Genomic DNA, 8336 nt, shown 5'->3' with positions numbered 1-8336 from the left:
GGCCGCGCTGGCGGCGCTGCGCCGCGCCGCCACCGCCGGGCAACCCTTCGCCGCCGCCCTGCTGGGCCGGACCGGCGGCGAGGACGAGGACGGCATCGCCCTGGCCCGCGCCATCCGCGCCGAGCCGGAACTGGCGGGCACCGCGCTGATCCTCAGCGCGCATGGCACCACCCTGGCGCGGCAGGCACCGGCGGATGCCGCTGCCGTCGATGCCGTGCTGTTGCGGCCGGTGATGCCCGCCAAGCTGCGCGGCGTCCTGGCGCAGCTATTGGGCGGGCGCGACGCGTCCTTCCCTACCCCAGGGCCGACCGGCGAGCGGGATATGGATGCCCCGCACCCGCGGGTGCTGTTGGTAGAGGACAACGCGACCAACCAGCTGGTGCTGCGGACGGTGCTGCAGAGCGCCGGTTGCCAGGTGGACGTGGCCATGGATGGCGCCGCCGCCGTGGCCCGGGCCCAACAGGTGGCCTACGACGTCGTGCTGATGGACCTGCAGATGCCGGTGATGGACGGGCTGGAAGCGACTCGTGCCATTCGCCGCAGCGGTGGGCCGAACAGCCAGGTCCGCATCATCGGACTGACCGCGGCGCTGGGGCTGCAATTCCAGGAGCAGTGCCTGGCGGCGGGCATGAACGGGTATCTGCCGAAGCCGGTGCAGCGCTCCGCCCTGCTGGCGCTGCTGGGGCACCGGCAGCAGCAGCAGGCCTCAGCCGGCTGAGCCCGGATTCGCGGCACCGCTGGAGAGGGTGAACAACTCGGCCAGCGCCGCCTTCGCTTCCTGGCCCAGCAACACCACTTCCGTCGCCGAGGGTTCGCCGGCCGCGCTCATCGCCCGCCGTGCCAAAGCTTCCAGCCGGCGCGCGCCGATGGCCCCCGCCGCGCCCGCCAGGCCATGGGCGCAGCGGCGGTAGGATTCCATGTCGCCGGCTCTCACCGCGTCCACCATCAGCTGCGCCAATCGGGCCAGATCCGCCTCGAAGGTGCGCACCACGCCGACGAACACGTCCGGCGGAAGGTCCGCAGCAAGTTGCTGAGCGATGAAGGGATCAATGGCGTTCACGGCGGGAACCTCGCAAACCCCGGGGGCCCGGTCAATTCGCGTCATGGTTTCAGGTGATTTTAACTTTGCAACGACCACTTGTGGCGGGCGCACGCTCTAGTTGCGCTCCCGCCCCACCATGGCCAGGCCAATCTGAGCCCCGACGGCGCAGACCGCCATGACGGCGGCGGTGCCAAAGCCGTTGCCGGTCTCCAGCGCGCCGGTCAACAGCGTCATCAATGCGCCGAACGCCATCTGCGTGGCGCCGACGACGCCGGAGGCGGTGCCGGCCAGCTTGGGCTGGATGCTGATGGCGGCCGCCATTGAATTGGGTTGGGAGATGCCGTTGCCGATGCCCACCAGCAGCATCGGCGCGAAGAACAGCGCCAGCGACAGTGGCAGGGTCAGCAGCGTGAGCAGGGAGAGCACGGCACCGAGGGTGGTGACGATCAGCCCGGCATGCAGCATCTGTCGCACGCCCCGCCGCGCCGACAGCCGCCCCGCCAGGAAGGAGCCGACGGCGAAGGAGACGGAGATACCCATGAAGGCGATGGCATAGTCGCGCGGGGTATGCCCCAGCCCTTCCACCAGCACGCGCGGCGCCCCGGCCATGAAGGAGAAGAACACGCCGCTGGAGCAGGCGGTGACCACGCTGTAGCAACGGAAGGCGTGGATGCGGAAAAGCGACGCATAGGCACCGACAACGCCGAACAGGCCCGGCAGCGGCTGCGGCTCGCGCAGCGTTTCCCGCAGGAAGCGCAGCACCAGCAGCGGCAGTGCCAGGCCGAAGGCGGCGCAGGCCAGCATGGTGGCGCGCCAGCCGAACAGCGCCTGCAGCTCGGCGCCGACCAGGGGCGCCATCATCGGCGCCACTGTCATGCCCATCATGACGAAGCCGATCTTGCTGGCGGCCTGGTCGCGCGGGAAGACGTCGCGAATCATCGCCCGGGTCATCACCATGCCGGCGCAGGCACCGGCGGCCTGGATGGCACGCGCCGCCACCAGCAGCCCGATGGAAGGCGCCAGCGCCGCGGCCAGGGACGCGACGAAATAGATGCACAGCCCAGCCAGCAGCAGCGGCCGTCGCCCGAAGCGGTCCGACAACGGCCCGTAAATCAACTGCCCCACCGCGATGCCGACGAGATAGACCGTCAACGTCAGCTGGGCCGAGGCATAGGGCACGGCGAAATGCCCGGCCAGCGCCGGCAGGACCGGGATCAGCACCTGCATGGTGAACGGCCCGGCACCCGTCAGCAGCGTCAGTAGCCAAACCGGCGGCATGGCGGGCTTGGCCGAGCCCGGCGACATCCGGGGGGCAGTGTCTGACGACGGTACCGGGGGGGTGTCACGCGGGCTCATGGAACGTTCTATGACCCAGCCGGGCCATGGATACCAGACGGCCACCCTTCACCTTTGGGCGCTCTTCAACGGCGAAGACGTCGGTGCATGGTCGGGTGGGAAGAAACAAAGCCGGGGAAGAATCCCTGGCCCCATCTTCTTTTTGTCAGTGATGGGGCGAGGGAGCGGAGGGGTGTCGCGGCACGGCCCTGAGCGACGGCCGTGGTTATGCCGCCTGACATCAGGCTCGTAAGAAAAAAGATGGTGTCCGGGGAATCCCTTCCCCGGCCTTCCTGTCCGCTGGCAGCAGCCTGCCCCGCTCAGGCAGCCCAGCGCAGGCTGCGCAATGCCGCCACCGGCGTGACGTGCTGGCGCGCCGCTTCGGATTCCAGCAGCGCGGAGCTGGGGTCGGGGCCGAGGCTGTCGGCGGCCAGGCCGGTCATGGCCCAGACGGCGTCGATGCCGGCGTTCTTGGCGCCCAGCAGGTCGGTATGCGGGGTGTCGCCGATGGCGACGACGCGCGCGGCCGGCACGGCGAGGGTGGAGAGCACCGTCTCGTAGACCATGGCATCAGGCTTGCCGATTTCCATGACGTCGCCACCCAGCTCCAGATAGCGGTCGGCGAAGGCGCCGGCGCAGATCAGCCGCTCACCGCCCACCATCACGGCGCGGTCCGGGTTGACGCACAGCATCGGCAGCTTGAAGCGGGCGCATTCCTCCAGCAGCGGCTGATAGGGTTCAACGCTCTTGGGGCCGCGGTCGGGGTCGGGGCCGGTGTTCAGCAGCCAGTCGGCCTCGGCGGGGGTGGAGACCAGGGTGATGGGCAGATCCTCCACCACCGAAAGGTCACGCTCCGGCCCCAGGTGGAAGGCGCGGTTGCCCAGCTTGGCGAACCAGGGATGCGTGCGGTCCCGCAACAGGGTCCAGGACACTTCGCCGCTGGTGACGATGCCGTCGAACAGCTCGCTGCCCAGGCCCATGCCCTGCAGCGCCTTGGCGACGGTCCAGGACCGGCGCGGGGCGTTGGAGAGCAGGACGATGCGCTTGCCGCGCGCCCGCATCTCGGCCAGAGCCTCCGGAACGCCGGGATAGGGCTTCTGGCCATCGTGGATGACGCCCCAGATATCCAGGACGAAGCCGTCATGGCTGTCGGCCAGTTCGGCCACGCTTTCCATCATCCGCATCAGGCATCGACTCCTACGGCGTCTGCGACCCTGGCGAAGCCGTCTTGCTTGAGCAGCGCCGCCAGTCCGCGCTTCAGGTCCGGGATCAGCCGCGGCCCCGCATAGGCGAAGGCGGCATAAAGCTGCACCAGCGAGGCGCCGGCGCGGATCTTGAGGTAGGCCTGCTCCGGCGTCGCGATGCCGCCGCAGCCGATCAGCGTCAGCCGGCCGGCGGAGAGGCGGTAGACCTGCTTCAGCAACTCCGTGGAGGGCGCGAAGAGCGGTGCGCCGGAGAGGCCGCCGGTCTCGCCCTTATGGGCGCTTTGCAGGCTCGCCGGCCGGGCAATGGTGGTGTTGGAGACGATCAGCCCGGTCACGCCGTTCGCGACGCAGGTCTCGACCAGCGGCGCCACGGCGTCCGGCGCCAGGTCGGGCGCGATCTTGACCAGCACGGGCGGCTGCTTCGGGGCGCCAGCGCGCGCGATGGCGATCTCGGCCAGGATGGCGGCCAGCTTCGCCTCGCCCTGCAGGTCCCGCAGCCCCGGCGTGTTGGGGGAGGAGACGTTGACGGTGACGTAGGCGGCATGCGGCGCAACGCCGAGATACAGCGCGGGGTAGTCCCGCTCCGGCTCCGCGCCTTCCTTGTTGATGCCGATATTGGCGCCGAGCACCGCCGGCAGCGGCCGCGGCAGCGCGGCGAGGCGCGAGGCGAAGGCCTGCAGGCCGAGATTGTTCATGCCCATGCGGTTGATGACCGCCGCATCCTCCTCCAACCGGAACAGGCGTGGCTGGGGGTTGCCATCCTGCGGGCGGGGCGTGGTGGTGCCGGGCTCGACGAAGCCGAACCCGAGGCGCATCAGCGGCAGCACGGCGGCGGCGTTCTTGTCGAAGCCGGCGGCCAGGCCGATGGGGTTCCGGAAGGCCACACCGAAGGCGGAGGTGGCCAGCACGGCGTCATCCGTGCCGCGGTCCGACCCGGCGAGGCCGAGGGCCAGCGCCTTGAGCGCCAGGTTGTGCGCGCGCTCGGGGTCGAAGCCGCGCATCAGGGGCATCAGGGCGGAAGCAATGGCAGGGGTCATGGCCCGCCGCTTGTGCCCTGATGCGGCGCACAAGGGAAGGCCGGAAAGCGCCGGCCGCCCGTGCCACGCGCATGGCGATGCGAGGGGGGATTGCGGCGCGGCGGCGCTTATGGCTGATGCCCTGGCCGGCCGGTTCACCCGATGAGACTGGCCGCGAATGGGAGAGCGCCTTGCAGGGGCCGTTACTGATGCTGGCCGCGCTTGGCCTGTTCGCGGTTCTGGATGCCAACAGCAAGCTGCTGTCCGGCGGCTATCCGGTGGCGCAGGTGCTGGTGATCCGGCAGTTGGTGATGCTGGCGCTGCTGCTGGGCGCGCGGGCGTTGCGGCCGGGGCTGGGCGGCTCGCTGGGCACGGCGCATCCCTGGCTGCACCTGTTGCGCGCGGCGGCGATGATGGGCTCCGGCATCGGCTTCTTCATGGCGCTGCGCGAGATCCCAATGGCCGAGGGCTATCTGGTCTATTTCACCGCGCCGTTCCTGACCATGGCCATGGCCGCCCTGCTGCTGGGTGAGATGCCGCCGCGCGCGGTGTGGCTGTGGAGCGCGGTGGGCTTTCTGGGCGTGCTGGTGGCGATGGCGCCGGGGCTGCAGAGCGGCGGGCCGCTGCGCGCCTATGCCTACGCCATGCTCGGCACCATCAGCTACGCCACCGTGCTGACCATCAACCGCAAACTGCGGCAGGAGGCCGGGGTGGCGCGGCTGATCCTGTGGTCGGCCCTGCCCGGCGTGCTGGTGCTGGCGCCCTTCGCCTGGACCGGCTGGGTGCCGCCGGCAGGGCTGGACTGGGCGGCGCTGGCCGCGAACGGTGTGTTCGCCGGCACCTCGACCATCTGCCTGGCGTTGGCCTTCCGCTACGCCAACGCGGCGCGGTTGGCACCGCTGGAATTCTCCGCGCTGGTCTGGGCGGTGGGGCTGGATGCGGCGATCTGGGGCACCTGGCCGACGCCAGCCACCCTGTTGGGGGCGTCCATCGTCGTCGGTGCCTGCATCATGAGCCAGCGTGCGCTGAAGACCTGAAGGTTCAGGGAATCTCGGGGGGGAAGACGTGCAGCCCATCCCTGCCCAACGGCAGCGGTGCCGCGCTCCGCAAGGCGGCGAGCGGCAGGGGCGCGTAGAGATGCGGGAACAGGCCGGGGCGGCTGCCGCCGGCCGCAGGTTCCCATCGCAGGGTGTCGCCCAGGGCGGCGGCATCGGCGGCCAGCAGCCACAGATCCGCCTGCCCGGCGCGGTGTTTGGCCGCGCTGCCACGCAACTGCGCGGCGGTGGAGAAATGGAGGAAGCCGTCATGGCGGTCCTCCACGCTGCCGGCATAGGCGCCGGCGGCCTGCGCGGCCTGCCAATCGGCATCGCGCACCATGGTGTAGATCACTGCTTCCATGGGCGGGATGGTAGCGCGGATAGCCGGCGGCGTTCAGGGGCATGGCGCCGAACGGCGTGCGGCATGGTGGTCCGTGAACGGCCCGGGATACGAGTGGCAGCGCCGAAATTTGGTGACGCTGCCCAGGGCCGAGGCGGACCAGGCGGGGACGCTTCGGCAGGCCGGGAGCCACGCGGCCTATCGGAAGCCGCGCAGGTCCGCAAGATTGTTCACTTTTTGTTCTTACCCTGGGTCACAGCTTCCGCCGCGTAGAACAGGAAGCCGCCCAGCTCCGCGCAGGGCGTACGGGCCACGGCCCAGCCGGGCAGTTCCTCCTCCGCATGGTGGTGGGTGGCGCCGCGGGTCGGGTCCGCCAGCAGGCCGGCCAGGGCGCGGGCGGCGATGCGGCGGCACATCGCCAGGGCCGGGTCGGCCGCCGGCGGTGCCAGCAGCAGCAGGTGGCGCGGGTGGCGGCTGTTCCAGCAGGAATACTGGAAGGGCGCGCGGCACACACCGGCCACCCCCCTGCCCCAGCGCGCGGCTTCCCCGGCCTCGGCCCGGCGGACGCGGTTCATCACCACGGCGGCTAGCGCTTCGATGGCGCGGACGGAGCGGGTGCCGGCCTCCGCCCACAGGGTCAGGGCAAAGACCTCCAGCGGCGCCAGTTGCGGCGCGGTGGTGGCCTTGGTGGTTTCGATGGAAGCGCTCATGCCCGATCCTCCGGCCGCCAGCGATGCTGGGGCTGTTGCGCCGCGACCGCCGCCGCCGCCGCCGTGGCGGCGCGGGTCGCGGCATCCAGTTTTTCCTCAATCCGCAGCAATTGCTGCGTCAGCCGCTGGTCCACATCGCGGATCAGCGACAGCGGCACGTAGGTCCGCGCCACTTCCAGCTTGAAGGCTGCCAGCTCGTCGCGCGTGCGCGACAGGGCGTCGGCCTCGCAACGCTGCGGCGGCGGTTCCTCCGGCGCGCAGGGGCGCTCGGACAGGCCGCGCCGCAGCCCGTGCATCATCCAGAACAAGGCCGCCATCATTGGCGCCTGCACCGCGGTGGCGAGCACCTGCGGCTCCATCTCTGCGGGGATCATGCGGCCCTCCTTGGCCTGCTTGAACGACGAAAGCGCCGGCGGCTGACCCTGCGAGGCAGGGAGCCACCGGCGCCTTCGGCAACCAGTTGCGATGAAATGACGGCACGAGCGGACGCCTACCCGTGTGGGATAGACGGTCACGGAAGACTGACAGGATAAGGGGGATGCCGCGCCGCAGGCATAGTTCGGCCGCTGACAAGACGAAGGATAAGCGGATTTTTATCCTAGATCAAGCCGATTTTCGCGGCGTTCAAATGCGCCGATAGGCCACCATTCCTTGCGGCAGGGACGCCGAGCCATCCTGCCCCACGACCGCGCGCAGCGTGCCGATGCGGCAGCACCCAATGAAATCCGCCATCACCTCGGCCTCGATTGCGTTGAGGTCGTGCTCGTCCGCGCCACGCGGAGCGCGGTCCAGCACATGGTACAGCGTGGCGGCGCATGCGCGCAGGTCCAGCGCGACCACGGAAAGCGCCAGGGCCTGCGGTGTCTGCCCCTTCAGTGCCCGACGCAACGACCAGGCCAGGTCCGCCTGCCATTCATGCCAGGCCTCCAACCGCCAGGGCGGGGCGGCGAAACCTTCCGGGCGGGCGGGGATGAAGCGCCTTCCCTCCGGCGTGTAGTGAATCAGTGCGCGGGTCGTCGGCGCCTGTCGGCCGCCACGGAAGCGAAAGGTGCCGATAGGGCTGTTGCCGGTGTCGAACCAATCCGGCGACTGGAAGACAGCCTGTGACGTGCAAGGCGAGACCTGAGCCATTGAGCGGCATGCTCCACTGTGCAGTGCAGCATGACATGGTGAGCCTTGCCGTGTGGTAAACAGACATGGCGGTGTTTTAAGATGGCCGCTCCAGCTTTAGCCTTGCTGTTCTGAGCGGCGATAGGCCACACCACCCGGCAGAAAATTCGGCTCCGCACCAGGTGCCAGCACCTCTATCTCCGTCTCAACAAAAGTATCATCAAAATAATAAGAGAATATCTCTGTTTCCGCGCAGAACAAATCTTCCATCTCTTCCTCAGAAGGTTGAGAGGCACAGTGCGCTCTCATTTTAAGGAGATGACGAGGGATATCCACGTCAACCGAATACGCCGCCAGACATTCCGGTGTTTGATCGCGCAGAGCTAGGCGCGCCGCCAAGATCAGATCGGCGCGCATTTTCGGCAGATTAGCCCAGACTACCATTATTCGATCCATCCGTTTGGCCTAGAGGCTGTTATGGACCTGGGGTGAGTAGAGCGGCCTGTTTGAGCATGAGGCAGACGAAGGCGACGAGGTGGAG

General features: G+C 69.3%; 11 protein-coding genes. 2 read left to right on the top strand and 9 right to left on the bottom strand.

Going from position 1 to position 8336, the window contains the following annotated elements; all coding sequences use genetic code 11:
* A partial coding sequence (locus IBL26_RS24740) for a response regulator (protein ID WP_187787171.1) occupies positions 1 to 718 on the top strand: 718 nt, incomplete at its 5' end.
* Here the strand turns inward: IBL26_RS24740 and IBL26_RS26025 are convergent.
* From IBL26_RS26025 to IBL26_RS24720, 4 genes are all read right to left on the bottom strand, one after another.
* On the bottom strand, positions 707 to 1060 hold the full coding sequence (locus tag IBL26_RS26025) for an Hpt domain-containing protein (protein ID WP_187787170.1): 354 nt from the start codon (positions 1058 to 1060) through the stop codon (positions 707 to 709). The two genes, IBL26_RS24740 and IBL26_RS26025, sit on opposite strands and share 12 nt — an antisense overlap.
* A 96-nt stretch (positions 1061 to 1156) precedes the next feature.
* On the bottom strand, positions 1157 to 2398 hold the full coding sequence (locus IBL26_RS24730) for a multidrug effflux MFS transporter (protein ID WP_187787169.1): 1242 nt from the start codon (positions 2396 to 2398) through the stop codon (positions 1157 to 1159).
* A 299-nt stretch (positions 2399 to 2697) separates the two neighbouring features.
* Positions 2698 to 3561, bottom strand: a complete 864-nt coding sequence (locus IBL26_RS24725) for a TIGR01459 family HAD-type hydrolase (RefSeq protein WP_187787168.1) — start codon at positions 3559 to 3561, stop codon at positions 2698 to 2700.
* A complete protein-coding gene (locus IBL26_RS24720) occupies positions 3561 to 4619 on the bottom strand; it encodes a quinone-dependent dihydroorotate dehydrogenase (protein WP_187787167.1) in 1059 nt (352 codons plus the stop codon). The genes IBL26_RS24725 and IBL26_RS24720 overlap by 1 nt, the downstream gene beginning before the upstream one ends.
* A gap of 188 nt (positions 4620 to 4807) precedes the next feature.
* Here IBL26_RS24720 and IBL26_RS24715 point away from each other — a divergent pair, with 188 nt between their 5' ends.
* Positions 4808 to 5635 (top strand): DMT family transporter, encoded by an 828-nt coding sequence (locus tag IBL26_RS24715; RefSeq protein WP_187787166.1) that lies wholly within the window; start codon positions 4808 to 4810, stop codon positions 5633 to 5635.
* 4 nt (positions 5636 to 5639) lie between these two features.
* Here IBL26_RS24715 and IBL26_RS24710 read toward each other — a convergent pair whose 3' ends face one another.
* The 5 genes from IBL26_RS24710 to IBL26_RS24690 form a co-directional block, all read right to left on the bottom strand.
* A complete protein-coding gene (locus IBL26_RS24710; RefSeq protein ID WP_187787165.1) occupies positions 5640 to 5996 on the bottom strand; it encodes a DUF952 domain-containing protein in 357 nt (118 codons plus the stop codon).
* Positions 5997 to 6205: 209 nt separating this feature from the next.
* Positions 6206 to 6685 carry a cell wall hydrolase gene (locus tag IBL26_RS24705; RefSeq protein ID WP_187787164.1) on the bottom strand — a complete coding sequence of 160 codons (480 nt, stop codon included), beginning with the start codon at positions 6683 to 6685 and terminating at the stop codon, positions 6206 to 6208.
* Positions 6682 to 7059, bottom strand: a complete 378-nt coding sequence (locus IBL26_RS24700) for a hypothetical protein (protein WP_187787163.1) — start codon at positions 7057 to 7059, stop codon at positions 6682 to 6684. The genes IBL26_RS24705 and IBL26_RS24700 overlap by 4 nt, the downstream gene beginning before the upstream one ends.
* Positions 7060 to 7309: 250 nt before the next feature.
* Positions 7310 to 7816 (bottom strand): hypothetical protein, encoded by a 507-nt coding sequence (locus IBL26_RS24695; RefSeq protein WP_187787162.1) that lies wholly within the window; start codon positions 7814 to 7816, stop codon positions 7310 to 7312.
* A gap of 96 nt (positions 7817 to 7912) precedes the next feature.
* The gene (locus tag IBL26_RS24690) at positions 7913 to 8239 is read right to left on the bottom strand and encodes a hypothetical protein (protein ID WP_187787161.1); all 327 of its coding nucleotides are present in this window, start codon (positions 8237 to 8239) and stop codon (positions 7913 to 7915) included.
* Positions 8240 to 8336: the final 97 nt, after the last annotated feature.

Origin of the sequence: Teichococcus aerophilus, assembly GCF_014490485.1 — a bacterium.
GTDB classification, from domain to species: Bacteria; Pseudomonadota; Alphaproteobacteria; order Acetobacterales; family Acetobacteraceae; genus Pseudoroseomonas; species Pseudoroseomonas aerophila.
The sequence above is the reverse complement of the archived record's forward strand: the minus strand, read 5'-3'. Positions and strand labels throughout refer to the sequence as shown.